Source organism: Acinetobacter shaoyimingii, from assembly GCF_011578045.1.
In the GTDB taxonomy this organism is placed as follows: Bacteria; Pseudomonadota; Gammaproteobacteria; order Pseudomonadales; family Moraxellaceae; genus Acinetobacter; species Acinetobacter shaoyimingii.
The window spans coordinates 2,743,847-2,769,660 of record NZ_CP049801.1; the positions used below are offsets into that span (position 1 = coordinate 2,743,847).

The window sequence follows — 25,814 nt, forward strand, 5'->3', positions numbered from 1 at the left end:
ATCTTCAACATTGAGTGGTATTTACTTCATGCAAATACCACTCACTCCCCAATCATCAATTTAATGATTATTCAGGTAATTTAAAGTTGGCAACGGAATCACGTAAGGAATCCGCCATATTTGCCAATTCTGATACAGAACGAGCTGTATCAAAGGTTGCTGATGTTGTTTGTGAGGTAATTTCTTGTACGACATTCATCGTATTCGCAATATGACCTGCAGATGCAGACTGTAATTGTGAAGATTCAGAAATGTTCGCAATCAGTTTTTCTAAGTTATTTGATACCAGCTGAATCTCATCCAGTGCGACTCCAGCATCTTTCGCCAATGTTGCACCACGCACAACCTCCGAAGTCGTTTGTTCCATAGAAATAACGGCTTCGTTGGTATCGGTTTGAATGGTTTTAACCAGTGTTTCAATTTGCTTGGTTGCAGAAGCAGAACGTTCTGCTAGACGTTGAACTTCGTCGGCTACGACCGCGAAACCACGACCCGCCTCACCTGCCATAGATGCCTGAATTGCTGCGTTTAAAGCCAAAATGTTGGTTTGGTCTGCAATATCGTTAATGAGCGAGACAATGTTACCAATCTCTTGAGAAGACTCACCCAAACGTTTAATACGTTTCGATGTTTCTTGAATCTGCTCACGAATGGTATCCATACCTTCAATCGAACGGTTCACCACTTCAGCACCATTGGATGCGATTTTTACCGAACGTTGCGCTACGTCTGCTGATTCGGCTGCGTTTGCAGATACGTGTTCAATTGATTGTGCAATTTCATTAATCGCAGCAGATGCACCCGCAATTTCTTGCGCTTGATGTTCAGAAGCTTCTGCCAATTGATGTGTGATTTGTTGTGTATTTTGAGTATACAGTGACACCTCTTGAGAGGTTTCATTAATACGTGATACCAAGTCACGCAACTGGTCAATCGCAAAGTTAATCGAATCGGCAATCGCCCCAGTAAAATCTTCTGATACTGTTGCGTATGAACTCAAGTCACCATCTGCCAAGTCAGCAATTTCATCGAGTAATCGTAAAATCGCGTTCTGGTTACGGTCATATTCGTCTTGCAGGCGCATTACACGTAATTTATCTTCCTGACTACGGAGAACCAAAAGTTTATATGCAAAGAACAAGAACAATAAGAACGCAATTAACAATGCGATTGCAGGAATAATTGTAGTGATTGCTGAATCAGGAGTAAGTTTATTTAAATTTTTAAATAATTCATCTGACTGCTGACCAATTTGTGATGAAGCCGTAATGATTTCACCAATATTTTCACTCTTTTCACCCAAATCATTGAAATAGGTTTTCATCAAGCTATCGTACTGGGTTTTAATCGCATCTAAATGTTCGCGCATTTCAGGATCATTGATACGATTAATCCCGACTTCAGCATCACCATTTAACTGTGCATTTAAATAAATACCAAAGGTATTTAAATCTTCATTAAAGTCAGCACCTGATGTTTCATCAAAATTCTCTGAATCTTGATTGGCAGCCTGACTTGCAGATTTTTTCGCAGTTGCACCACTCACCACTTCATTTAATGAACGCAAAATACGTTCAGTCAATAATGATTGGTTTTTAGCAAACACAACGTCGCTACTTGATAAATTTGAATTGGTCATTAAACCAATGAGAATGTTGTATTCTGCCTGAATATCCGGGAAAGCTTGTCCAGCAGCTTTATTGGCATCGTATAATTTATTGATCAAATCTTGCTTAGAATAAATGACATTAATGTTGTCATTCATACCATTAACTTTTACATTTTTTTTATCAACAACTTTCGTTGTCCCATTCCAGATCTTCTCAGCGTTGCTTAACTCTGCCGTTGATCTATGTATTGAGGAAACTGTATCCAGGTTTTCAGCAAATTTAGCTTGTGAATTTCTGAGGATTTTAATGGCCTCATTCGATCCAGTCGCCATTACATCGTTACTTTGACGAGGAATCGTTTGCGACAAAAGTTTTAATTCGCCTAGACTACGCGTTAAATCGTTATTACGTGGCACCGCAACGAACAGGTACAATAAGATCAAAACTGAGATTGTCAGTGAAATAACTGCCAATTTCAGATATCTACGAGATTGATCTGAATCCCCAAACAATTTTGTAAATTGGTCGATTTTTGATTTTAACTTACTACCGAATACCGATTTACGCTTTGGAGTAACATCGTCAGTTTTTTTCTTTTTTATGAAGCCCATTCGGTTCCTCCCCAATACGTGGAACAAGATTCTACGTGGAAACTAGTTTATAAATTTTGTTGATGCATTTAGATATTTTGGATCACTTAATAACCGGCTAAATAAGAAGATATTCCATGCTTGATTATGCTGGCGGAAAAATCCCTGACAATACGGCTCAAGCTTTTCATCTAATTTTTCATTTTTTGAAAAAAAGCTCTTTTTATTGAAGTGTTGTATCCCAAGTACCTGATCAACGACTAAACCAACATAATGGTCGTTGTGGCTAATGCACAATACTTTTTGAGTAGGTAGATACTGAGTACGCTGTCCGGAGATAAAATCAGCTAAATCTGTAACCGATAATAATCGACCACGAATATTCGCCAAACCTCTGACCCAACGATGCACATTCGGCACCTCAGTACAGACAGGTGGATAAATGACTTCAGAAACTTCGCCCAATGGAGCAACAAAGTATTGCCCCATTAACTCAAAAGCAATACCAGACCATCGGTTTACCTCTCCCTCATTGCCAACATAGTTTCGATTCCCACGTTTTGACAATCTGAGTAATTCAATAAATCCATTTGCAGCCATAGCTTATCCAGCAGTGAGATATTTTTTTATGACATCAATCAATTGTGCTTCATCGACAGGCTTAGTCAAATAATCACTTGCTCCCTGTCTTTTACCCCATACACGATCAGTATCTTGATCCTTTGTACTGACAATCACAACAGGAATATGTTTTGTGAATTCTCCACGTGCAATTTGACGTGTTGCCTGAAATCCATTCACACCAGGCATTACGACATCCATGAGCACCAAATCTGGTCGTTCAGCATTTGCCAAAGTAACGCCATCTGCACCATTAGTCGCTTCTAAGATTTCATAACCATGCTTAGTCAGTATTTCTTTAAAACGAAACATTTCTGTTGGTGAGTCATCTACAACAAGTATACGTGCCATTATTTTCCCCAAAAAATACAATTCATTATGCTTGAACGTGATTACGAATTGCTGTTAATAACTCGTCTTTACTAAACGGTTTTGTAAGATATTCATCTGAGCCGACTACGCGACCTTTAGCTTGATCAAATAACCCGTCTTTACTCGACAGCATAATGACTGGGATATTTTGATAACTTTGAGAATTCTTGATCAACGCACACGTTTGATATCCATCTAAACGCGGCATCATAATATCGACAAAAACAATATCTGGATTCACTTCAGCGATCTTTGAAAGCGCTTCAAAACCATCTACAGCGGTGACTACATTAAAACCTTCTCTCTGTAATAAAGTCTCAGCTGTTCGGCGTATCGTTTTCGAATCATCAATGACCATAATTTTGAGATTTTGCAATTTATCGTCCATTTATAGACCCTTCCCACAGAACTGTATTAAGCAGAGATTTACTAATTTATTTTTACAATATTCATTGTTTTTTAACATATATTTACTATCTTTTTCAATGTACATTTGAGCAACAAAGTTTAACACGTCATTAAAGTAACTTAAAACAGTTAACCCGTTCATGTAAATAGTTGGATTTTTTCCATTTCTATATTTATAAATTTTAAGCAACACCTTAAAATAACGATGTTATTTGTAAAAAACAAATAAAATTATATAAATTTTTGGAGGGATATATGAACAGATTTAGCACTTTTTTTTCCCCTCTCAGCTTATTAAGAGTACCTCAACTGTTGCCTTTTTTGTTTATTGTTTTGTCGATTTTTATATCGAGTGAGTTACTTGCTCAATCTACAGCAAAGGCTAAGTGGTATCGCTATTATGATAAAAATGGGGTTGCCAATATCAGCAGTACGGTTAGTCCTGAGCATTTACGTCATGGCTATGAAGCCCTTGATCGTAATATGCAAGTGATCCGTAAAAACAAACCCTATGATGCCAAATATGAGATACGCAATGCTGCTGAAATTCAGAGAAAAGCCCGTCAACAAAGTGAAGATTTAAAGCTAAAACGTGCTTATGGAACTAGTCAAGTTGCAGTCAATAAACGCAATGACATGTTAAAAAAAATCACTAAACAAATTGCGATGACTCAACAGGAGTTAAAAACTGTAGAGAATGACTACTTAATTTTGAAGCAAGATGAAAATAAATATATCAAAAAGAAAAAACCTGTACCTTCTGACCTAAAAAACCGTATCCATTACAATATTCAGAATACTCAAAACATAAAAACAAGAATCGAATCTTTACAAACGGAATATCGAAATACGCAAGCAGAATACGACATAATTATTAAACGATTAAAAAATCTCGAATAAAACGAATGAATTTTAGGATTTTCAAATATGCCATCATTACAACAAAGAGTATTTGGTCCATTTTATACTGTCAAAATTACAACACTCTGTCTAACCTTTTCGTTATTTGGGTGCCATCAACAAGAACAACAAAGTACGGCACCCAGCACTAAAACCCAACCTATTGAATTGATTCAAAAGGATATTATTCCAGTTCAAACAGGTGCAGTTCGCAATAAAGTTTCCTTTTCAGGCACGATTCGTGCAGTAAACCAAAGCTCTGTTCAAGCACTTGTATCCGCCACCGCTATACATGTCAATGTACAAGTCGGTCAGTCCGTTGCTAAAAATCAAGTGCTGGTTGAGCTCAATAATCAAGACAATGCATCCCGTTTGGCACAAACCCAAGCCAATTTAGCCACTGCTCAAGCGCAAGCGCAACAGGCACTCAATATGGTTCAACGTAAGAAACGATTACTCGACCAAGGCTTTATCTCAAAAGTTGAGTATGAGCAAGCTCAAGTTGAACACAAAGCCCAACTTGAAAATGTTAAAGCGCAACAAGCCAATGTCAACATCGCAACTAAAGCCAATCAAGATGGCGTAATTCGTAGCCCAATTCAGGGAGTAATTACTAAACGTCAAGTTGAACCCGGTCAAACGGTTGCAGCAGGTCAAACGTTATTTGATGTTGTCGATCCAACAAAACTTGAAATTCAAGCAAAACTTCCTGCAGAACAGCAAGCCGTTTTACGTGTGGGCAATAATATTGAATACACCATTCAAGGTAACCCACAAAAATTATCAGCAACCATCGTACGTGTATCCCCTATCGCGGATTTGAGCAGCCGTCAAATTGAATTCTTTGCAACCCCAAATAGCACAATCAATTCACTAAGTATTGGAACCTTTGTTGAAGGCAATATTTTAAGTACCAATCAAATCCAAGGACAAATTGTACCTCTTGATTTAATTCAAGATTTACAAAGTAAACCATATCTTTGGGTGATTCGTGACAAAAAAGTGCTTCAGGTGTTTGTAAAGGTTCTAGAACAACAATTAAATGACAATACTGCTGTGGTTGAAGGCTTACTCCCTCAAGATTTAATTAGTCGGATTAAATTCACCAATAGCGATCTCAACAAACCTGTCCATATCAGTGCTCAGTAAAATAGGATAATCGTTATGTGGTTAACACGAATCAGCGTTAAATATCCTGTTTTTACGATCATGATGATGCTCTGCCTTATGGTGGTCGGATTATCATCTTGGAAAAGAATGGGCGTAGAAGAATTTCCGAATGTTGATTTCCCTTTTGTGGTGGTCTATACCAACTATCCAGGTGCTTCACCTGAAACGGTCGAGTCTGAAATCACAAAAAAAATGGAAGACAAGATTAATACCATTTCTGGCATCAAACAGGTTATTTCGCAATCCAGTGAAGGCTTGTCGACGATCATTGTTGAGTTTAACCTTGATGTCCCTTCAATGTCTGCCGCTCAGGATGTCCGCGATAAAATCGCACCTGTTTCAGCAGAATTTCGAGATGAAATTAGTGATCCGATCGTAGAACGCTATGACCCCATGGCCAATGCAGTAATGTCCGTGGTGTTCGAATCTGACAACATGTCTTTGCGTGAACTGAGCTCGTATCTGAATCAAAGAATTGTGCCACAACTTCGAACCGTTTCAGGTGTGGGTACGGTCAATTTACTTGGTGATGCCCAACGTCAAATTCGGATTGCAGTGAACCCGCAAAAGCTCCAAAGCTATGGCATTGGGGTCGATCGCGTCATTAACACATTAAAAGGTGAAAATATTGAAGTTCCAGGAGGAACGCTCAAACAACAAAACTCTGAACTTGTGGTCGAGGTCAAATCTCGTGTCATTCATCCACAATCCTTTGGTGATCTCATTATTGCCAACAAAAATGGCGCTCCGATTTATTTGAAACAAGTGGCGGATATTCAAGACAGCCAAGCAGAACTCGAATCGAGTGCATATTTGAACGGTAAATCTGCCGTGGCGATGGACATTTTACGCAGTTCAGACTCCAACGTGATTAAAGTCGTTGATGCGACTTATAAAACCTTAGATAAAGTCAAAACACAGCTTCCTAAAGGCACTACATTAAAAGTAGTGGTCGATACATCAAAAGGCATTCGTGCAAGTATTAAAGATGTGGCACGTACCATTATTGAAGGTGGTGTACTTGCGATTCTGATTGTCTTGCTTTTCTTGGGTTCATTTAGATCCACCGCCATTACTGCCCTCACTTTGCCTATTTCTTTATTGGGTACGCTGACATTCATTTGGGCATTTGGTTTCACCATCAATATGATGACATTACTTGCTTTATCCCTGAGCATTGGTCTATTGATTGATGATGCGATTGTGGTTCGTGAAAATATCGTTCGGCATACAGACATGGGGAAAGACCATGTCACTGCAGCACTCGAAGGAACTCAAGAAATTGGTTTAGCTGTATTGGCCACCACCCTAACCATTGTCGCAGTATTTTTACCTGTGGCATTCATGGGCGGAATCATCGGTCGATTTTTCTATCAATTTGGTGTCTGTGTGAGTACCGCAGTACTCATTTCGATGTTTGTCAGTTTCACACTCGATCCTATGCTCTCTGCGCATTGGGCTGAAAAACATGACCCCAATAAAAAACCCAATCGTATTCAGCGCTTCTTTACATGGATTTCTGATCGCTTAGACCGCTTAACCCATGTCTATGAACGCCTTCTTAAACTGGCGTTGCGTTTTAGATTTATCACCATCATGATCGCTGTTGCCTCATTATTTGGCGCTTTAGTGCTCTCTAAAATGATTGGTACGGAGTTTGTGCCAGTGCCAGATAAAGGCGAAATACGTGTTAAGTTTGAAACCCCTGTCGATTCATCTTTAGAATATTCACAAGCCAAGTTACAGCAAGTTGATGCAATCATTCGTGCACAGTCTTATGTTAAATCAACCTATGGGGTGATTAACGGCGTCACTGATCGAGGGAAAAATCACGTGAGTATTCGGGTTAGTGTGATTCCACGTCAGGAACGTAAAGAAACATTATCAGATTTGAACAATTTATTGCGAAATCAACTGAAAAATGTGGCAGGTATTACCATTACCTCTGTTGCATCAGCCGATGAAACCGTTTCTGGTGGTCAAAAACCGATTTTGATCTCTATTAAAGGTCCTGATCTAGACGAACTGCAAAAAATTTCAGACCGCTTCTTGGCGCAATTGGAAAAAATTGATGGCATTGTCGATTTAGAAAGCTCTCTAAAGGAACCTAAACCTACTTTAGAAGTACATATCAATCGGGTTCTTGCTAATGATTTAGGCTTGTCTGTCAACCAAATAGCCAATGTTATTCGTCCTTTACTGGCAGGAGATGATGTCACGACTTGGCGAGATGAAAAGGGAGAAAATTATGATGTGAATTTACAGCTCTCTGATGATAAACGCACCCTACCAAGTGATATTCAAAACTTGTATTTGACCTCACAAAAAGTCGATGCGACCAATCAACAAATTTTGGTTCCACTGGCAAGTGTTGCCAAATTAGAAGAAAGCTTAGGTGCATCACAAATTAACCGACGTGAATTGGCACGTGAAGTTCTGGTTGAAGCCAATACCTCTGGTCGCCCTGCTGGAGACATTGGTCGTGATATTACAGCGCTTGAAGAAAAGTTTGATTTACCTGCGGGATATAGCTTTGCTACCCAAGGTTCAAACAAAGATATGGCTGAATCAGCAGGCTATGCAATTACAGCAATTTCATTGTCTGTGGTGTTCATCTACATTGTATTAGGTTCACAATTTAATAGTTTCCTTCATCCTGCTGCAATTATGGCTTCATTACCGCTATCATTGATTGGGGTATTTCTGGCTCTATTTGTATTTAGATCAACCATGAATTTATTCTCTATTATCGGGATTATTATGCTCATGGGGCTGGTCACCAAGAATGCCATCCTCCTCATTGACTTTATTAAGAAGGCCATGGAAAGGGGTGAAACAAGGTATGACGCGATCTTGGCTGCAGGCACAACGCGTTTACGCCCCATCTTAATGACCACAAGTGCCATGGTCATGGGGATGATTCCGCTTGCCTTAGGCCTAGGTGAAGGGGGTGAACAAAGTGCACCGATGGCACATGCAGTGATTGGTGGTGTCATTACCTCCACCCTCTTGACCTTGGTTGTTGTTCCCGTGATCTTTACCTACTTAGATGACTTTAAGAACTTTATGATGCGTCAAATGCGAAAAATCGTGTCATAATATGATCAAATGTAATGAGGTGTCATTTTAAAAATGTTCACCTCATTTTTTATCGTATAATCTTATGCTTTAACGCTTATTATCAGGACAGTTTCCATGCGCGCGAGTCGCTTTTTATTTGCAACGTTAAGAGAAACCCCAAACGACGCTGAAGTGATTTCACATCAGCTCATGTTACGTGCGGGTATGATTCGTAAATTGGCTTCAGGTTTGTACACTTGGCTGCCGATGGGCGTTCGTGTGCTAAATAAAGTTGAAGCGATTGTTCGTGAAGAAATGGATCGTGCGGGTTCATTACAAGTACTTATGCCTGTCACTCAACCTGCAAGTCTTTGGGAGGAATCTGGTCGCTATGTTCAATATGGTCCAGAGCTTTTACGCTTTAAAGACCGTCATAGCAATGATTTTGTCCTTGGACCAACGCATGAAGAAGTGATCACTGATCTTGCGCGTAACGAGCTCAAAAGCTACAAACAATTACCTGCAAACTTCTACCAAGTCCAAACCAAATTCCGTGACGAAATTCGTCCACGTTTTGGTGTAATGCGTTCACGTGAATTCATTATGAAAGATGCGTATTCTTTCCACGCAGACCAAGAATCATTACAACAAACTTATGACGAAATGTACGATGCTTACTGCCGTATCTTTACACGTCTTGGTCTAAACTTCCGCCCAGTTCAAGCAGATACAGGTTCAATTGGGGGTTCAGGTTCACACGAATTCCATGTATTGGCATCAAGCGGTGAAGACGACATCGCATTCTCAACTGAATCAGATTATGCTGCTAACGTTGAAATGGCTGAAGCTGTACTGGTTGGTGAACGAGCTGCACCATCTCAAGAATTGAAAATTGTAGATACACCAAACCAAAAAACCATTGCGGATGTATCAGCTTTCTTAAATGCTGATCCTGCTCAATCTGTGAAAGCTCTTTTGGTTCAAGGTGTGGCTGAAGAAGGTCAAACAGCGCCAGTGGTTGCTTTATTCCTTCGTGGTGATCATGAACTCAATGAAATTAAAGCTGAAAAGCACCCACTCATTGCTTCACCTTTGACATTTGCAACTGAAGCGCAAATTGCTGAATTAGGCTTAACTGTAGGATATATTGGTCCACAAGGTTTGGTTGAAAAAGGCTTAACTGTCATTGTGGACCGTGCAGCTTCTGTATTATCAGATTTTGTTGCGGGTGCAAACGAAGCAGATAAACACGCAACTGGCGTAAACTGGGAACGTGATGCACAATTTACGGAAGTTTATGACTTACGTAATGTGGTTGAAGGTGATCCATCTCCAGATGGCAAAGGTACGATTCAAATCAAACGTGGTATTGAAGTGGGTCACATCTTCCAATTGGGTAAAAAATACTCTGAAGCTTTAGGCTGTAAAGTTCTTGGTAAAGATGGTAAGCCATTCACTGTGACCATGGGTTGTTACGGTATTGGTGTAACACGTGTTGTTGCATCTGCAATTGAACAAAACTTTGACGAAAAAGGCATTATTTGGCCTGAAGCGATTGCGCCATTTGAAGTTGCTATTGTGCCAATGAATGCGCACAAATCACCACGCACTTTAGAAGCAGCTGAAGCATTGTATGCTGAGCTTCAAGCTGCGGGTTATGACGTATTACTCGATGACCGTGATGAACGTCCAGGTGTTAAATTCTCTGATCTTGAAATTACAGGTATTCCACACCGTATCGTGATTGGTGAAAAAGGTTTGGATGCAGGTACTTTTGAATACAAAGGTCGACGTGACGCTGAATCGATCAACATTAGCAAAGATGAATTATTGGCAAAAATTGCAAAATAATGATTGTTTGATTATAACTGTTTAAAAAATCCCGCTTCTTGCGGGATTTTTTATTTCTGATCAAAGACTAAGGTCTGCTGACATTTCACAGATAGTTGCGCGATAAACACTTTTTGATGATACAAAGCAAGTTTTGCGCATTTAGTCATTCGAAAAAAGTGAAATATAGCGCATGGTTAAAATATCAAAAGATCCTCATACATGAATGACCTAATTTATAAAATACGGATACTCACAACCCACGAATATTGACTTTTAAGTCCTTAACCGAAACACCCACTGCACCAAAGCTTCCCATTGAACCATTGGCTACACCATTAAAGACTGTAGGAGAAATTGTTCCAGACGTCCCTAGTGTGACATTGTTTAAGGCAATATTCATTTTACTGCTTACACCCTCTTGTCCAATCACCATGCCATCTGATGTAACTCCAGCATGAAGCCCATTCAATAAGAATCCAGTCGAGCTATTGGTCGCATTCATTTGTAAATCAAATTGTGCACCTGTATTTCCTGAAACTAACATGATTGGACAACCAGACCCCGTGCCACAAATGGATTGAATCGCACCACTAAATTGAATCATATGACTTTGAGGCACATTGCCCAGTTGAATATTCACTTGCGGTTTATTGGTATTTTGAAAACTAATTTCAAACTGATTTGACTCACTGCCAATATTCAGTATTTTTTTAACATCGGCATTTAAACTACCAGATGCAGAAAAAATAGATTGTTCAGAAGACAATGATGAAACTGAGCCTGCACTCGCCAAATACACTGAAAATGGACTGATTTTTATTGCTGAAATACTTTGACCAAAACCGACATCAATATTGGTAAATGCCTTGCCATTTCCACCATCTGTATCAATCGCCATATTGATTGAAGCGTCACTATTTGCACCAACGAATTGCACACTTACTGGTGAGTTTTGAGTACCCGCAATGGTATAGGCCGCTCTACCTTTATAGTCCTTCCCCATTATTGAAGAATTTAAGCCATTATTATCGATCAGCGAAACTTCATTAAAATTAATTTTTTCCGTACTCAAACCAATATTAATGCCATCTTGCCCTGTCGTTAACGCTAAGCTTTGATCATCCAAAGGTTGCATTGCCATGACCAAATTTGATGAACAACACAATGAAGCAATTAAGATCATTTTATTTTTTTTCATTGCTCATTATCCTTAAATAATATGTCCTTATATTTTAATTACGTGGGGTAATACTAAATTCACTTGTTAAGCGACCACCTGTAATTGCCAGCTCACCTAAACGTGCTCCTGGTCCAGTATTTGGTGGATAAAAATTAATATCCCGCGCTCTAAAAACACCTTCTGCTGTTTTGTTTGGATTGAATTGTAGGCTGTAATTAAAACCGACATTACCTAGCTGTGTGCTCATATCTTTTTTAATGACGATGTCATTATGAAAAGCAATATCACCTGTTAGATTATCTAGACCGAAAGTTGAACCATCTTGTGGATCGCTGATTTGCACAGTATTTCCAGAACCTTTGAGTTTTAAGTCACCAACAATGGTTAATGCACCACCATTTGCAAGATCATTGTTTGGGATTAAAGAAAAATCAATATCGCCCCCCAATCTCAGTTTTGCACCAAAAAGTACATCATCCGCTAAGGCAAAATTGTTTAATGGTGAAGAACCTCCTCCGCCACAACCCATTGCAGAAGCATTTAACATACACGTTTTATAGGTTGTTCCTGGTAAATAACCCGCAGCGACTTCAGCTGACATAACAATCAGCATATTTCTTAGACCAATATTGATGCTGCCATTTTCAATACCGATATTGCCATCCCCTTTGAGTAACATATCAATATTGCGAAGACCCATATAATAATCTGTAGCTGAATCTGTAGAACCGACCTTACCTCCATCGATCACCAATATCGACGTGGTTTTATTTCCTAGTGCTTTACCAGAACTGTCTTTATCTACACCTTCTGTACTCATGGCAAGTGAGAAACCTAATCGAGAGGTTTCCCCCGTTGTTCCCACTGTATTTTTGATTATTTTTGAACCTGCCAAAGTGTAGTAAAACGCTTGATCAGCTCGAACTTTGGTACCAAAAAGTGCCATATTGGCATTTAAATTATAAAAAGGTAGCGCTAGACCCCACTCATTGTTTAAACCATTGTCTTTAAATAAATAACTCTGATCAATATGACCACCACTGGTGGTAAAACGGCCTCGCCTTGAAATAGCTTGGAACTCTGCACCACGTATCGCCGCAACAATACTGTAAGGATTCTGTGCCCCTAATGCTGCATTTTGAATTTGTTGAATATAATCAGCATTTAAAGTCAAAAAGCTACCATTACCAAATCGGCTTTTTTGAAAAACCAAATTGGTCGGCAATGATAATGTTTGACTGTCTACAAGATTCAGATAAACATCGCCAGAATCAAATGATGCTCGCGTATTGGGTCTGAGCCCGGTTAAGTTACTAAATTCAAAACCATAAACACCCAATCCAGCGCCACCAATTTCAAGTGTAGTCGCCTGCCCACCGCCTGCAAGCATTGAATCATTGTCTTTGGTAAAATCGGTCTTCATGCGTGCAGCGATACCTGAATTACCCACGACATGATCAGCACTAGAGCCTGAACTATTGGTTGCTTTACCCAATAGCGCATCATTTCCTGTGACACCTCGTACTGTTATAGAAGAGTTAACCAGACGCCCACTTGCACCTAGGCGTAACAATCCTTTCGCATCACTTGCACTGTTGGTCGTGGTATCAATATTGTAAGGATTGGTTTTATCGACATTCTTACTCAGCATAAACTCTATGTTGAGCCCCGATGTTGTGGTTTCGCCTTCTGCACCAGACTTACCGTTACCATATGTGCCTGTGTTGTTAAAGCCTGTTTTTTTTGATCCAGGATCTAATACACGAGTTAAATCTGCATATCCCAATGATTCATTTGGCGTATCAGTTAAAGATGCAATACGATCAACACCGCCTGTACGTGCATTGGTTTGCAATCTCAGCCCACCAGACTCATCGACAAACATTGCCCCTTTAGCTTGAAAATTAAAATTGAAATTTTTTAAAATCAGCTGGTTCAACTGTAAATTGGCATCGGTTTGACCCAAATAAATATGAGCATTTTTAAGCCCCAATGTTAGCTCACCCAGTTGATCTGGACTAAAAATACCATTGGGTGTTTTTAAAGAAACATTTGTGTTGCTGCTGGTTTGAATGGCTAAACTTCCCAATGTCGGGCTACATTTCGCAGTTGCCTCTGTATCACACACTTTGAACGCATCTACGGACATCAATAACGGAGAAAGATTAACATCTACATTTAAACCTGCTTGATTATCTCGACTCCCCGCATTGAGTGTAAGATCTGCGGATAAGGGTAAATTTGAAGCATTACTGTTGCGAATTTTGACATTTTCACCTATCGCTTTCAGCCTACTATTGGTAGCGCCTGCTGTTCCTCTACCTGCATCATCTGTCCAATAAACCTGATCAATATTGGCTTCACTCAAACTCGCTGAGAGTTGAACACCATTTTGACCATTGACTGCTCTTAGATCAGACTCATTCATTTCTTGTAATGCATACAGTGATGTACTTGCCAATAAAATACTTGCTGTTAAAGCATTTAAAGCAAATTTTTGGTATTGACTATATTTATTATTTTTCATTGCTCATCCTTTTGCTTTAAATCTATTTAGCAACGTGCATGACTTGAATCACAACCAAACATCATGATTTTTCCCTGTAAAACCAAATTGCCATTCATTTGCAATCCCATGAATCCTGTCTCTCGTCCATGGTCATACACTGATTTTGGTGCATTTGAGGCATCGTATTTAGTGACTTGAAGATAGCCATAATCACTCAAAATACTGCTTCCTGCTTCAACACCGCCTGTCGTGGCAAATTTATCTTGACCAAAATCAAGTGCTGTAAAACCTAAATTTCGAATCAAAATCGGTTTATCTGCATCAAAGCTCAGTTGCATCGCTGCCTTAATTTTTTCTGTTCCACCATCTGAACGGTAACTCAGATCTACACCATCAAGTCCCAGTTTTTGGATATGTACCGTCCCTTGAACACCCTTCATGACCAGCCAAAGTTTATTGCCACTAACACTATCAGGTTGACCATTTTTGATATAACGGTTGTTTAATGCGATCGCGAGACGACAAAATTCTACATCCTGACAAACACCGCCATCGCCATTATCAAAAACGTATTGACCATTTTCTTCCTTTTGGTTGAGTGAAAGCTTTAATGCCAAATCTGCGCCTGCCTGTCCATCAACGGCCTGCAAATCCTGATCATTCATTGCTTCTAAAGCATGTGTTTGCAAAGCCAATAGCGTTGTCATAAGAAGAATGCTTAATTTTTTCATTTTAAATCTCCTTATAGACCTTTGGTGGTGATTGATAAATGTTGAATCATCAAGCCATCGACAACAGCTGAACCTAAGTTAGTAAAGTTATTGGTTGGCATACTGATATTTTGTGATGGAAGCGGTGTTTGAGCACCAAAGGAGACCCCAATCGCGTCTGCACCTTTATATGCACTTAATGTATTTTTTGCTGGATCATAAGTGGTTGAACCGAAACTGATGCTACTGTGTGTTGCATTATTGCCTTGGTAACCTGTTAACCCATTATTACCGCACTGATACACGTTACAGGTCGAACCTGCGTATGTGGTTGACTTTGGATTGCTATAATCGGTATAAATTTTCTGATAAATTTCTGGTTTATTCGGTATACGAGCAAGCTCAATAGTAAAGTTCCGACCGTCTGAACTGAGCACTAAAGGCTGATAGAGAGAACCGAGAACCAAGTTAATATTTGGATTGTAGAAAAATAACCCTTCATTGCTATCAAACAATGGTGCTCCAACACCATTTAAAGCTGGTGTCGTCAGATTATCGGTGACATTCATTTCACGTGTGCTTAATCTCAGGGTTTTATTGTCTGAAGTTCGTGTACGGACATTTGCTGAATCACCGCTATTTAGGCGAATTAAACCTGTGAGTCCTAAAGTATTGTTATAGAAAACACTCATGCCCCCTGTATTGGTTGCACCACCTAGAGTTTGGAAAACCTGTAAACGACTTCCATTGATACTAAAACCATTCCAAATGGCTTGTAAACGCAATCTATTTGCTCGATTAGGATCGCTCTGTCCAGCTTTTGCACCTAAATGATATAGATCTGCTGCACCTTCACGTTTAGATTGATCCAGTACAAATGCATCTGCCCACATAGCCAGTTTTAAATTATAAGCATCTGCGCCATCGCGAGCAGATGTCGGGATATTGTTTTCATATAACGGCGCTTCCAAGGTCAAATAGGGAACTTGGCATGTAACATCTGCTGCAATACAGCTTTTACCCAACTGAAAATTTGGCACTTGATTTTCTGTACTAACCTTAAAAATCCAAGGATTTGTTGCAGTACCCCAAGAGGAAATTTTGGCAGCTGAGTCATTCGATGCAAAACGAGAGTTATGATTGCCATCAGACTTGGAGAGCGCTAAACCATAGACATATAAATCGGCCTTACCCACTGAATGATCATTTGCATCGACGATATTATTTTTATTGGTGTCTTGGGCAGCATTGGTCAGTGGGCCAACAGGTATAACATGAATAAAACCCGTGTCTTTGCTACGGTCTAAAATATCGCTAGGCGTAGAATTTTGCCCCTGAAAAATCATATAGGTATCTTGCGGAACGAGTGCGACACCTTCACCCACTGTTGTGCTCAAAACATCATCAGATAACGCTTCTAGTGACCAACAGCTTTGGCTTAGACAAATACCAATTAGACTCGATAAAAATGTTCTCTTATATTTGAACGTATAATTGAGTGTCGTCATCTTGACTTCCTTTTATACAATGCTCCGCACTATATCTTTATAATTTTTAAAATATTTATGAGAACAGATCGATAATTCTCAATTTATTTTTAACTTTTATCACATTTTATATTATCTAAGTTAAATTTGTTCTGTAAAGTGAAACTGACCTAAAATTCATAATTTCCGACCAATGAATGCTGTATTTTCTACACCTATTGTATTTCATTCTTGTTTTAAATTTGTGATGACAATATGGTCTGCGCTAAGCGATTGAATCATTATATTTTTTAAAAATTTACCTGATATAAGTTCATCATTTACATAAAAAAAAGCGAACTCTTAAGAATTCGCTTTTTACGTTTAGACACACTTTTCTAAAGTTATGCTTTAGGTAAAGTCACGCCTGTTTGACCTTGATATTTACCACCACGGTCTTTGTACGATGTTTCACACACTTCGTCTGATTCGAAGAACAACATTTGTGCCACACCCTCACCAGCATAAATACGTGCTGGTAAATTCGTTGTATTCGAGAATTCCAAAGTCACATGACCTTCCCACTCTGGCTCAAGGGGAGTCACATTGACAATAATACCGCAGCGTGCATACGTTGATTTACCTAAGCAAACCGTTAACACATTACGTGGAATACGGAAATATTCAACGGTACGTGCCAATGCAAATGAGTTTGGTGGAATGATACATACATCCGATTCAATATCGATAAAGCTTTTATCATCGAAATTCTTAGGATCTACAATCGCAGAATGAACGTTTGTAAACACTTTGAATTCACGTGCACAGCGCACATCATAACCATAGCTTGAAACACCATAAGAAATGAGTTTTTGACCATTTTCATCTAAACGAACTTGGTTTTCTGCATACGGTTCAATCATGCCGTGTTTTTCGCTCATTTCGCGAATCCAACGATCAGACTTAATTGCCATAAATATTCCAAAATTGTATTTAATTTACTGAGCAGTACTTTAACTGAATTATGCAAGAAATTAAATATTTGTCATGCCTCAATTACCCAACTCATCAGTTGAGTTATAAAATAACCTTATTGGCGATTAAACGTATCGTGCTTGATTATCCCCTTGAAGAATATGACTATTTGCTTCGACATTGTGTGTTAACCATACATTTCCACCAATCACAGAGCCTTTTCCAATGGTAATTCGACCTAAAATCGTTGCGCCTGCATAGATCACAACATCATCTTCAACGATCGGATGACGTGCATAATCTTTTTCTAAATGACCATCTTCTGCCACTTGGAAACGTTTTGCCCCTAGAGTCACTGCTTGATAAATCCGAACGCGCTCACCAATGATCGTTGTCTCACCAATCACCACACCTGTGCCATGATCAATGAAAAATCCAGCACCAATTTGAGCACCCGGATGAATATCAATTCCCGTTTTTGAATGCGCTGCTTCAGACACTAATCGTGCCAATAATGACAGCCCGTGGCGATATAGTTCATGCGCAATTCGATGATAAGTGATCGCCAAAATTCCTGGATAGCACAGGAGTACTTCATCTACGCTACGCGCGGCTGGATCACCTTCAAATGCCGCAATAATATCTGCATCTAAAATACGACGAATCTGAGGCAGCTGATTGGCAAAGCGATTAACGATGCGTTTCGCGTTTTCATCAACTTCTGGAATGGCATCTTTATTTTTGGTTCTTTTATTTTCATAAATGAGGTTTAACTTTACTTGTTCATACAAGCTATATAAGGTTTGCTCTAAGGTACTGGCAATATAAAAATCTTCACTTTCTTGACGCAAATCATTTGGGCCTAAACGCATTGGAAAAAGAATGCCACATAGGTTCTGCGCAATTTGTATTACTTGATTTTTTGAAGGCAATTCTCGACCATCAAATTCACGAAAATTGTGTTGTGATTTGCGCCAATCTTGTCGTGCTTGTTTTAATTCTTCGACGATCGTTGTGATGTCCCATGTTGACATATGTTCACCTATAGAAAATCTTATTTTTTGTCAAAATCCATGACTGTGAATCATAACTTTTTTTATGAACAGGCTTTAATTTTATTTGTATCGATGTTTATCTTCAAAAGTGATAATGGAATTAACAATTTGAACAAAAACAAAAAAAGAGCCCGAAAGCTCTTTTTATGATTTATGGAATCAATTATTTTCCAGTAAATACTGCTTTTACATTTTTAGCGTATTGAACTTTTGCATCAGCTTTCGCTTTTTCTTTCGCTAATTTCGCTTTTTTTGCTGCTGCAGCTTTTTGAGCTTTTGCAGTTTTTTTCGCTAATTTTGCTTTCTCTTTCGCTTGTTTTTCAGCGGCCGCTTTTTTTGCTTTCGCGGCTTTTGCTTTCGCTTCAGCTGCTTTTTTCTCAGCTTTTTGAGCTGCTTTGCTGTTAGCCGCTTTATTTGCAGCAATTTGAGCAGTACTTAACGCTGCCGCCTGACCTACTTGCTTCAAAGTTGTTGATTCAGCCATTGCTGGAGCAGCAACAATTGCAGTTGAAATTGAAAGTAAGATAGCGTGAGCAATTTTCATTTTTGAAACCTTTAAAGCATGATTTACTTGATGATTTTATTAAGCATCAGAATTAAGAATTACATATGTATACAATGTAACTAGATTGTAACTTTAGCAGATTTTTCATGTTATTTGTCTTATAAATAGCCAGACTAGTTTTGCATGGCTTAATTTTGGTCAGGCTCAAATGAAGCACAATTAAAAAAAGAGCACTCAGGCTCTTTTTTCAATGTTCAGCGATTGCTCAATTTTGAGTTTGAGCGGAAGCCGTCATTTGTTGATCTTGAGAAGGCACATGACTTTTCTCTTTAGCCTGTGTAAATTGTTCTGGAAAATCAACGTTATTCACAATTGCAGCAGTAGCATTCAATGACACTGCACTTAAAGCCACTATGAAAGCGGTCATGGATTTTTGAATACGCATTTTATTCATCAACATAAAAACTAGATATGCATATTTTATGCGCATAAATTAGAGTAAATAATGCTAAAAATGCAGATTTAATATTCAATTTTTGATTTATTATTCATCATTTTAAATAAATAGTTGTTTATATTAATTAAAATATTAAGAACCTCTCGATAAGGCCATAGCGATTATCTTCAATTCATGCCTCATTCATATTGTTTAAACCTATAACACAACGCATGGCTGAACCATCAACAAACCCTAAATCATCACATACAAAAAAGCCCAATTTTTCATTGAGCTTCCTTGTATAGAATACATTTTAAAATCAGAATATTCGATTTTGATCCTTTTCAACTTTTGGTAATTGAGCTGCAATTTTCTCAGCAATCAACATATAACTTTCAGCTGCATCATCACCCACCCATACAGAAGGTTTACCTGCATCGGCATTTTCACGAATCTGCACATTTAAAGGTAAACGTCCAAGTAGTGGAATCTCATATTGCTCAGACAATTTATCACCACCACCCATTCCAAAAATTTGCTCTTCATGACCACAGTTTGAACAAATGTGTGTCGACATATTTTCAACCACACCCATAACTGGGATGCCAACTTTATTGAACAGTTCGATACCTTTGGTTGCGTCCATCAATGCTACATTTTGCGGAGTAGTGACAATCACAGCACCTGTCACAGGAATACGCTGAGCCAAAGTCAGTTGAATGTCCCCTGTGCCTGGTGGCATATCAATCACAAGTACATCTAGATCTGGCCATAAGGTTTGATTAAACAGTTGCATTAACGCACCTGTTGCTTTCGGGCCACGCCAAGCCACAGGTGTATTGTGATCCCCAGTTAAATGTCCGATAGACAGTACTGCCATGCCATAGGCATCAATTGGCACAAATTGTTCAGCTTCAATCATTGGCGTACGACCCGCATTACCGAGCATGGTTGGAATACTTGGACCATAAATGTCTGCATCCAATACCCCAACTTTTAAACCAAGTTTTTGTAATGCCAATGCAAGATTCACGGTAGTGGTGGATTTACCTACCCCACCTTTGCCTGATGAAACCAACACCACATTTTGAATACGTGGATGCTTTGGTACATCACGTTGCTGAGGCGCTGCTTTTTGAATCGGTGGATTATTTGGATCGACTTCTGGTGTTTGCGCTTGGATTTGCGGTGTTGGAGATGCATCGACCACTGGTGGCAAGTTTGTTGCTGAAGCTTTTGGCTTTGGCTGACTTGAACAACTTTCACCAGCTGCATGATCATGCCCACAACTTTCAGAATGTTCATGCTTTTGTTGAATGACATGCATATTCAGTTCTTGGATCCCACATTTTTCCAATGCATCTGCCAATTCATCATGAATTTGCTGTAAATCATCTGCTTCAGATTTAAAGGTATTGATCGTAATTTGTAGAACTCGACCTTCAACGTTGATTTGACTGATTCGATTTTTAAGCGGTTCTTTGGATTTAGGCAATTGATAGGTTTGTAATACGTTTTGGATTTCTTCTTCCTTCACCTCCTTTGCAGGTGAAAAAACAGATTTGAGTGAAGAAAGCCACGACATAAATTACTCCAAATTTGGACATACAGCTGAATGGTTTAGTTTAGCTCTAAACTCAACGAAGGTTAAGCATGATCATAAGCATAACCTTAACTTTACTCAATCCCAACTATTTTAATCAGGTTTAGTCTAAGTAATTCATAAAAAACAAATAAATGGAAAATTGGCACAAGATATGCTATTTAAATACTACTTAATAATCGATTAAATGCATTTAAATGAGTTAACAATGAATAAATTGATTGCTTTGATCTTTGCTTTAAGCCTCTCTACATTGAGTTATGCTATTGAAACGACCAGTTTTAAAACGGGCACGGGACAGACGCTTGCCATTGGAGATAGTTTAAATGACCTCATCAAACGAATTGCTCAATCTCCTGATGCACTCAGAACCGTCACCTTAAATCATGGGGGTAAAGAGCGCTCCGCCATCATCTATGATTATTCTATTGGACAGGTGATTTATACAATTACGGTGCTAGATGAACGTATTATTAAAATTGAATGGCACAATAAATCTTAAACCCAATCTATTTTAATGATCTCATTTAAACTTAATCTGTTAACGCCAATAAAAAAAGAGCCCTATTTATGACTCTTTTTTCGTGTTTAATTAATTTGGATTTAATCAGTAATCTAGATTTAAATAGTTGCCGTTTTTAAAATACCCATCATTATCTTGATTCAAATAACATGCGTTAAACTTGTAGTGTTAACCTGATCAATTAAAAAAATTGAGTTAAAAAATCTAATCAAGTCTGATCACGCCCTTTACTCTTTAACTTGGTTATCGTTTCTGATGCTTTGGTTTTTAATGTCGATAATTTTTCATTGGCTTGAACTTTAAGCTCATCTAACTTGATAGATGCTTCACGTTTGATTTCACTGGCTTTATGTTTTGCTTCTTCGAGTTTAAGATTTGCATCAAGTTTGATTTGATCCAGTTTTTCCTTGGCAGTTGTTTTTGCTAGCTCAGTTTTGTCAGCGATAATTTCAATACGTTGATCAATCTTATTCTTCGTTACAGCTTTATCATCTTTTGCTTCGTGTTTTAAATCATTCAGTGCTTTTTCTGCTTCAAGTTTCTTTTCAGCAACAGTGTGTTGAACATCATTGGCAAGCTTTTCCGATTCCAATTTCGCTTTCTCAGCTTGGAATTCGATTTCATTTCCCACTGCCTGAGCTTTAGTTTTTACCTTGTCTTTTACATGATTTAAAGTATGCTCTGTCATGATTATTCTCGCTCTATATTTGAATTGTCTTACAATATTTATACTGCCATAATTTTCTTTTCACATAAAAAACAGCATATTTACACAAAGCACATACACGTTGTTTCGTTGACAACACTACTTACAAATCAGAAATTTAAGTTACAATTTTTATGAAAAATAATGCAATGAATGAAGCGCTCAAAAATCATATCATCACAATTTGCGATGAAAAAATTGCAAAGAAAGGTGAAAATGTCGGACTGTCTTTTTATGCTTTTTTTTGCCAATAAAAATGATGATCCTGAAACCTTAATGCAAGTTGCAACATGGTGGATTCAGGAGCATCAATTGGATCATTTTGAGAAAGCCATCAAAATTAAGCAGCTGATTCAAAATAAACCATAAGCTCAAGTTTATAAAAAAGAGCTTGAGCTTAGATAGCTATTCATCTATCGAAAGACTTTTTCCAATATTTTGAAAATGATTAGGCACGAACGGTACTCATAAAACTGATGGCTGAAAATAACCAAATAAACAAAATAAAGCTACGCTCTTTGTTAAAGTGAATAACATCCGTGCCATGTAAAATATTATGGCGTGTCATGGTGACATTTGAGCTGTTATCCATTTTATAGGCATTAATTTCAGCAAAATAACGATTTAACTCACATGCAATTTTTGATTTATGCCATAAGCTTTTAATTTCATTCCCCTTTAAACCAGGGACAATTTTATAGACATCGACAAACTTGGTGTCATTTTGCTTTAAATAACCTTGTGCAATAAGAACATCGGTCAACAAACCTTCCAATTGTGCATACAGCAACGGAATACAACCCGCATGACATTCAAGTTGATAGAGTTTGAAGGCTTCTTGAATCACAATGCGTCGCTGAGCTTTATGTTCACCAATGTCTAAAGCATCGAAAGCAGTCATGACTTGTGCTTGGAAATAGTCAGTATTGATGAGATCCAACAGATTAAAATGATCTAAATCCGTTTCATTTTGCAGAATCAATTTCCAAAAATGCATCAAATTCAGCGCATCATTGGCAAACTTGGCATCATTGGGTTGATCAAGCTCATCGATCAATACGTTAAAGTAAGGTTCGCTTTCAGAAAATGCGTTTAATCTTTTCAGCAAATAACCGTGCTCTGTTGCATTGAGTGAATTTAAAAATGCATTGGCCTCGGTCAAAATGATTTTACCCAATGGCTGAGTGGGTTCACGTTGAGGAATACGGGTGACTTCACGATCAAATTCATCTTCCTCGAATTCATCTTCTTCAAAATCGTCAAAATTATCATTGATCATGGTTGGTCGCTCATTTACATCGTTTTAGCCATGTATTATCGCTGTTATTTAAGCTCGAATATATATAAATCTACTTTTGAAAAGAATTCATTGATTAGATTGTGCAACTGCCATGCAAGTCATGTAAAATCATTCACCTTGCATAAAATACGAATGAGAGAGTTATATCCGTGCGTAATATCTTAGTCACTAACGCCCTTCCATACGCCAATGGTCCTATCCATATGGGACACCTACTCGGTTATATCCAAGCAGATATTTGGGTTCGTGCCATGCGTGCTATGGGTCATGATGTGACTTATGTATGTGCGGATGATGCTCACGGTACAGCAATCATGTTGCGTGCCGAAGCAAATGGCATTACGCCAGAAGAACAAATTGCCAATGTTCAAAAAGAACATATGCGTGATTTTGACGGTTTTGGTGTGCACTTCGATCATTATGATTCGACCAACAGCGACACGAATAAAGCACGCTCGCAAGAGATTTATATCAAAAACCGTGAAGCAGGCAATATTGCAGTTCGCCCTGTCACGCAGTTATTTGATCCTGAAAAAAGCATGTTCTTATCGGATCGTTTCATTAAAGGCACATGCCCGAAATGTAAAGCGGAAGATCAATACGGCGACTCATGTGAAGTGTGCGGTACAACATATAACGCGACTGAATTGTTGAATCCAAAATCGACTTTAAGCGGTGCAACACCTGTTGAGAAATCTTCAGATCATTACTTCTTCAAACTTCCGAATTTTGGTGAATACCTACAAAAATGGACACGTGATGAAGGTCGCCTGCCTGTATCAATTGCTAACAAGTTAGATGAATGGTTCGAAGCAGGTTTGAACGATTGGGACATCTCTCGTGATGCGCCTTATTTCGGTTTTGAAATTCCAGATGCGCCAAACAAATATTTCTATGTTTGGGTCGATGCACCAATTGGTTATATGTCGAGTTTTGAAAATTACATCAAAACCAAACGTCCAGAACTCAGCTTTGAAGATTATTGGAAAAAAGAATCTCAAAATGAGGTGTATCACTTCATTGGTAAGGACATCGTGTATTTCCATGCATTGTTCTGGCCTGCAATGCTTGAAGGCGCAAACTACCGTACACCTACAGGTTTATTCGTCAATGGTTTCTTGACTGTGAATGGTCAGAAGATGTCGAAATCTCGTGGTACATTCATTAAAGCTGAAACGTATTTACAGCATTTAAACCCTGAATACTTACGTTACTACTTTGCTTCTAAACTTTCTGACAAAGTTGAAGATTCTGACTTAAACCTTGATGATTTCGTGCAGAAAGTGAATTCAGACCTTGTGGGTAAAGTGGTCAACATCGCAAGCCGTTGTGCGAAATTCATTAACACTAAATTTGATAACAAGTTAAGCGCAACATGTGCAGAGTCTGAGTTGGTGCAAAGCTTTATTGATGCAGGTGATTCAATCGCCAAAGCTTATGAAGCACGTGAATTCTCTACAGCGATTCGTGAAATTATGGCGCTTGCTGACCGTGCGAATCAGTACATCGATGAGAAAAAACCTTGGGCTTTGGCGAAAGTTGAAGGCGAAGAACAACAAGTCCATGACGTATGTTCTGTGGGTATTAACTTGTTCCGTCAATTGGCGGTTTACCTTGCACCTGTATTGCCTACATTGGCAGAGCAAGTTCAAGCATTCTTACAGTTAGAGAGCTTTAACTTTGAATCTCGTAAGCAAATTTTAGTTGGTCATGAAATTGCATTGTTCCAACCTTTAATGCAACGTGTTGACCCGAAAGCAGTTGCTGCAATGGTGGATGCTTCTAAAGATTCTTTAGCTGCCCCTGCTGAAGCACCTAAAGCGGAAAAGAAAAAAGAAAAAGCCAAAGAGAAGAAAGCTGAGCCTAAAGTTGGGGAAGCTGAAATCATTAATATTGATGATTTTATGAAAGTTGACCTACGTGTGGCAGAAGTTTTAGACGCTACTACGGTTGAAGGTTCTGACAAGCTTTTACAACTCACTTTAAATGTTGGTGAAGCTGAACCACGTAACGTGTTTAGCGGTATTCGTGAGTTCTACCAACCTGAAGACTTAAAAGGTAAATTGGTGGTGATGGTGGCGAACCTTGCACCACGTAAGATGCGTTTTGGGATTTCAAACGGCATGGTTTTAGCTGCAGGTAATGGCGATGGCGTTTGGGTGATTTCACCTGAAACTGGTGCAAAACCGGGTGATAAAGTGTCTTAAGATTTAAAACCTTAAATAAGAAAAAGCCTCTACGTTGTAGGGGCTTTTTTATACTTTTATGTTCCCTCTCCT

Annotated in this window: 20 protein-coding genes and 2 pseudogenes; 7 read left to right on the top strand and 15 right to left on the bottom strand. The window is 38.6% G+C overall.

Annotated elements, in window-relative coordinates; all coding sequences use genetic code 11:
- Positions 1–67: 67 nt before the first annotated feature.
- Genes G8E00_RS12350 through pilG form a run of 4 tightly spaced genes read right to left on the bottom strand, consistent with a single transcriptional unit; the run spans position 68 to position 3,581 of the window.
- Complete coding sequence (locus tag G8E00_RS12350) at positions 68–2,221, bottom strand: methyl-accepting chemotaxis protein (protein WP_166225011.1); 2,154 nt, start codon at positions 2,219–2,221, stop codon at positions 68–70.
- Positions 2,222–2,263: 42 nt separating this feature from the next.
- Entirely contained in the window at positions 2,264–2,800 is a 537-nt protein-coding gene (locus G8E00_RS12355; protein ID WP_166010274.1) for a chemotaxis protein CheW, read from the bottom strand.
- A gap of 3 nt (positions 2,801–2,803) precedes the next feature.
- Positions 2,804–3,172 carry a response regulator gene (locus tag G8E00_RS12360; protein WP_166010272.1) on the bottom strand — a complete coding sequence of 123 codons (369 nt, stop codon included), beginning with the start codon at positions 3,170–3,172 and terminating at the stop codon, positions 2,804–2,806.
- A gap of 25 nt (positions 3,173–3,197) precedes the next feature.
- Complete coding sequence (gene pilG, locus G8E00_RS12365; RefSeq protein WP_166010270.1) at positions 3,198–3,581, bottom strand: twitching motility response regulator PilG; 384 nt, start codon at positions 3,579–3,581, stop codon at positions 3,198–3,200.
- A gap of 275 nt (positions 3,582–3,856) precedes the next feature.
- Between pilG and G8E00_RS12370 the strand changes: the two genes are divergently transcribed.
- From G8E00_RS12370 to G8E00_RS12385, 4 genes are all read left to right on the top strand, one after another.
- Positions 3,857–4,501 carry a hypothetical protein gene (locus G8E00_RS12370; protein ID WP_227591369.1) on the top strand — a complete coding sequence of 215 codons (645 nt, stop codon included), beginning with the start codon at positions 3,857–3,859 and terminating at the stop codon, positions 4,499–4,501.
- Positions 4,502–4,528: 27 nt separating this feature from the next.
- Positions 4,529–5,650, top strand: coding sequence for an efflux RND transporter periplasmic adaptor subunit (locus G8E00_RS12375; RefSeq protein ID WP_166225014.1), 1,122 nt, complete (start codon positions 4,529–4,531; stop codon positions 5,648–5,650).
- Between the two features lie 15 nt (positions 5,651–5,665).
- Entirely contained in the window at positions 5,666–8,770 is a 3,105-nt protein-coding gene (locus tag G8E00_RS12380) for an efflux RND transporter permease subunit (RefSeq protein ID WP_166010266.1), read from the top strand.
- A 96-nt stretch (positions 8,771–8,866) separates the two neighbouring features.
- Positions 8,867–10,582: a proline--tRNA ligase gene (locus tag G8E00_RS12385; RefSeq protein ID WP_166225016.1), complete on the top strand. Its 1,716-nt coding sequence runs from the start codon at positions 8,867–8,869 to the stop codon at positions 10,580–10,582.
- Between the two features lie 232 nt (positions 10,583–10,814).
- On the opposite strand, the gene G8E00_RS12390 is transcribed toward G8E00_RS12385, so the two are convergent.
- From G8E00_RS12390 to apbC, 9 genes and pseudogenes are all read right to left on the bottom strand, one after another.
- Positions 10,815–11,762 (bottom strand): DUF6160 family protein, encoded by a 948-nt coding sequence (locus G8E00_RS12390; RefSeq protein WP_166225019.1) that lies wholly within the window; start codon positions 11,760–11,762, stop codon positions 10,815–10,817.
- 34 nt (positions 11,763–11,796) lie between these two features.
- Positions 11,797–14,271 (bottom strand): DUF6160 family protein, encoded by a 2,475-nt coding sequence (locus G8E00_RS12395; protein ID WP_166225022.1) that lies wholly within the window; start codon positions 14,269–14,271, stop codon positions 11,797–11,799.
- A gap of 26 nt (positions 14,272–14,297) precedes the next feature.
- On the bottom strand, positions 14,298–14,984 hold the full coding sequence (locus G8E00_RS12400) for a DUF6160 family protein (RefSeq protein WP_166010258.1): 687 nt from the start codon (positions 14,982–14,984) through the stop codon (positions 14,298–14,300).
- A gap of 74 nt (positions 14,985–15,058) precedes the next feature.
- Positions 15,059–16,471 (bottom strand): annotated as a pseudogene (locus G8E00_RS12405) (hypothetical protein); the annotation flags it as partial.
- Positions 16,472–16,833: 362 nt separating this feature from the next.
- Positions 16,834–17,403, bottom strand: coding sequence for a dCTP deaminase (dcd, locus tag G8E00_RS12410; RefSeq protein ID WP_120400892.1), 570 nt, complete (start codon positions 17,401–17,403; stop codon positions 16,834–16,836).
- 126 nt (positions 17,404–17,529) lie between these two features.
- Positions 17,530–18,438 (bottom strand): serine O-acetyltransferase EpsC, encoded by a 909-nt coding sequence (gene epsC / locus G8E00_RS12415; protein ID WP_166010254.1) that lies wholly within the window; start codon positions 18,436–18,438, stop codon positions 17,530–17,532.
- 184 nt (positions 18,439–18,622) lie between these two features.
- Positions 18,623–19,003, bottom strand: a complete 381-nt coding sequence (locus G8E00_RS12420; protein ID WP_166010252.1) for a hypothetical protein — start codon at positions 19,001–19,003, stop codon at positions 18,623–18,625.
- A 226-nt stretch (positions 19,004–19,229) separates the two neighbouring features.
- Complete coding sequence (locus tag G8E00_RS12425) at positions 19,230–19,409, bottom strand: hypothetical protein (protein WP_166225025.1); 180 nt, start codon at positions 19,407–19,409, stop codon at positions 19,230–19,232.
- Between the two features lie 313 nt (positions 19,410–19,722).
- A complete protein-coding gene (apbC, locus tag G8E00_RS12430) occupies positions 19,723–20,988 on the bottom strand; it encodes an iron-sulfur cluster carrier protein ApbC (RefSeq protein WP_166225028.1) in 1,266 nt (421 codons plus the stop codon).
- A gap of 226 nt (positions 20,989–21,214) precedes the next feature.
- Here apbC and G8E00_RS12435 point away from each other — a divergent pair, with 226 nt between their 5' ends.
- Positions 21,215–21,508: a hypothetical protein gene (locus G8E00_RS12435; protein WP_166010246.1), complete on the top strand. Its 294-nt coding sequence runs from the start codon at positions 21,215–21,217 to the stop codon at positions 21,506–21,508.
- Between the two features lie 229 nt (positions 21,509–21,737).
- On the opposite strand, the gene G8E00_RS12440 is transcribed toward G8E00_RS12435, so the two are convergent.
- The gene (locus G8E00_RS12440; protein WP_166225031.1) at positions 21,738–22,217 is read right to left on the bottom strand and encodes a hypothetical protein; all 480 of its coding nucleotides are present in this window, start codon (positions 22,215–22,217) and stop codon (positions 21,738–21,740) included.
- Between the two features lie 167 nt (positions 22,218–22,384).
- Between G8E00_RS12440 and G8E00_RS12445 the strand changes: the two are divergent.
- A pseudogene (locus G8E00_RS12445) lies at positions 22,385–22,604 on the top strand (DUF6500 family protein).
- Between the two features lie 79 nt (positions 22,605–22,683).
- Here the strand turns inward: G8E00_RS12445 and G8E00_RS12450 are convergent.
- Positions 22,684–23,514 (bottom strand): hypothetical protein, encoded by an 831-nt coding sequence (locus G8E00_RS12450; RefSeq protein ID WP_166225034.1) that lies wholly within the window; start codon positions 23,512–23,514, stop codon positions 22,684–22,686.
- 170 nt (positions 23,515–23,684) lie between these two features.
- Here G8E00_RS12450 and metG point away from each other — a divergent pair, with 170 nt between their 5' ends.
- Positions 23,685–25,742 (top strand): methionine--tRNA ligase, encoded by a 2,058-nt coding sequence (gene metG / locus G8E00_RS12455; protein ID WP_166225037.1) that lies wholly within the window; start codon positions 23,685–23,687, stop codon positions 25,740–25,742.
- Positions 25,743–25,814 lie beyond the last annotated feature (72 nt).

Bases quoted from the DNA above. Each gene is read 5' to 3' on its own strand.
- G8E00_RS12350 (WP_166225011.1), bottom strand. From the start codon at position 2,221: ATGGGCTTCATAAAAAAGAAAAAAACTGACGATGTTACTCCAAAGCGT.
- G8E00_RS12355 (WP_166010274.1), bottom strand. From the start codon at position 2,800: ATGGCTGCAAATGGATTTATTGAATTACTCAGATTGTCAAAACGTGGG.
- G8E00_RS12360 (WP_166010272.1), bottom strand. From the start codon at position 3,172: ATGGCACGTATACTTGTTGTAGATGACTCACCAACAGAAATGTTTCGT.
- pilG (WP_166010270.1), bottom strand. From the start codon at position 3,581: ATGGACGATAAATTGCAAAATCTCAAAATTATGGTCATTGATGATTCG.
- G8E00_RS12370 (WP_227591369.1), top strand. From the start codon at position 3,857: ATGAACAGATTTAGCACTTTTTTTTCCCCTCTCAGCTTATTAAGAGTA.
- G8E00_RS12375 (WP_166225014.1), top strand. From the start codon at position 4,529: ATGCCATCATTACAACAAAGAGTATTTGGTCCATTTTATACTGTCAAA.
- G8E00_RS12380 (WP_166010266.1), top strand. From the start codon at position 5,666: ATGTGGTTAACACGAATCAGCGTTAAATATCCTGTTTTTACGATCATG.
- G8E00_RS12385 (WP_166225016.1), top strand. From the start codon at position 8,867: ATGCGCGCGAGTCGCTTTTTATTTGCAACGTTAAGAGAAACCCCAAAC.
- G8E00_RS12390 (WP_166225019.1), bottom strand. From the start codon at position 11,762: ATGAAAAAAAATAAAATGATCTTAATTGCTTCATTGTGTTGTTCATCA.
- G8E00_RS12395 (WP_166225022.1), bottom strand. From the start codon at position 14,271: ATGAAAAATAATAAATATAGTCAATACCAAAAATTTGCTTTAAATGCT.
- G8E00_RS12400 (WP_166010258.1), bottom strand. From the start codon at position 14,984: ATGAAAAAATTAAGCATTCTTCTTATGACAACGCTATTGGCTTTGCAA.
- dcd (WP_120400892.1), bottom strand. From the start codon at position 17,403: ATGGCAATTAAGTCTGATCGTTGGATTCGCGAAATGAGCGAAAAACAC.
- epsC (WP_166010254.1), bottom strand. From the start codon at position 18,438: ATGTCAACATGGGACATCACAACGATCGTCGAAGAATTAAAACAAGCA.
- G8E00_RS12420 (WP_166010252.1), bottom strand. From the start codon at position 19,003: ATGAAAATTGCTCACGCTATCTTACTTTCAATTTCAACTGCAATTGTT.
- G8E00_RS12425 (WP_166225025.1), bottom strand. From the start codon at position 19,409: ATGCGTATTCAAAAATCCATGACCGCTTTCATAGTGGCTTTAAGTGCA.
- apbC (WP_166225028.1), bottom strand. From the start codon at position 20,988: ATGTCGTGGCTTTCTTCACTCAAATCTGTTTTTTCACCTGCAAAGGAG.
- G8E00_RS12435 (WP_166010246.1), top strand. From the start codon at position 21,215: ATGAATAAATTGATTGCTTTGATCTTTGCTTTAAGCCTCTCTACATTG.
- G8E00_RS12440 (WP_166225031.1), bottom strand. From the start codon at position 22,217: ATGACAGAGCATACTTTAAATCATGTAAAAGACAAGGTAAAAACTAAA.
- G8E00_RS12450 (WP_166225034.1), bottom strand. From the start codon at position 23,514: ATGATCAATGATAATTTTGACGATTTTGAAGAAGATGAATTCGAGGAA.